Here is a 622-nt window from a genome sequence, read left to right on the forward strand (position 1 = left end):
GTGTTGATGCCGTTGGACAATGGCTGTGGGCCGCCTTCGACGTAGGCGCCGACCGAACCGTTGGTGTGTTGTACATCATAAGTCGCACGGATTGGAGTCAGCGTACCGGCCCCCAGTACGTAGGCCATTTTTTCATCTTTACCGAAGTTCGGGTCCCGCGGCTGAGCATGGAATACCTTGCTTGGAATGGTGGCGCTGATGTTGATGGAGGTGCGCGATTCTTCCGCAGCGAACGCTACCGAAGAGCTCAGGGCCAGCAGGGTCATCGGAACGGCGATTGCAAACTTCTTGAACATTGTTGAGTACCTGTCTTTTTCAAAGGATCGGACCGTGGAAAGTCACAACAAGCCAACACCCGGCACGAAGCATGGCGTTTTGGCTTAACTTTCGACGCCGGAGAATGATCGACCAATCGCTTGAGAAAGTAAGTACGTAACTTCCGAAGAACATGTAGTAACAACGGCTCTCGAACAGCAGGAAAAAAGTTAAAGAAACAGTAACTTTATTGTTTTGCCCTCAGAGAAATACTACACACAGTTTTAACTGAAAAAACACACAGACAAGAACTGATTTAAACTTCCGTAAGACCAATACTACTGTTCGCACACGAATAGACCAGCAC

At 49.0% G+C, this 622-nt stretch carries 1 pseudogene; it reads right to left on the bottom strand.

What is annotated here, in order from left to right:
- A pseudogene (locus AC1DLB_RS31565) lies at positions 1–296 on the bottom strand (adhesin); the annotation flags it as partial.
- Positions 297–622: the final 326 nt, after the last annotated feature.

The sequence above is a fragment of the Pseudomonas sp. 05N434 genome (genome assembly GCF_056396965.1).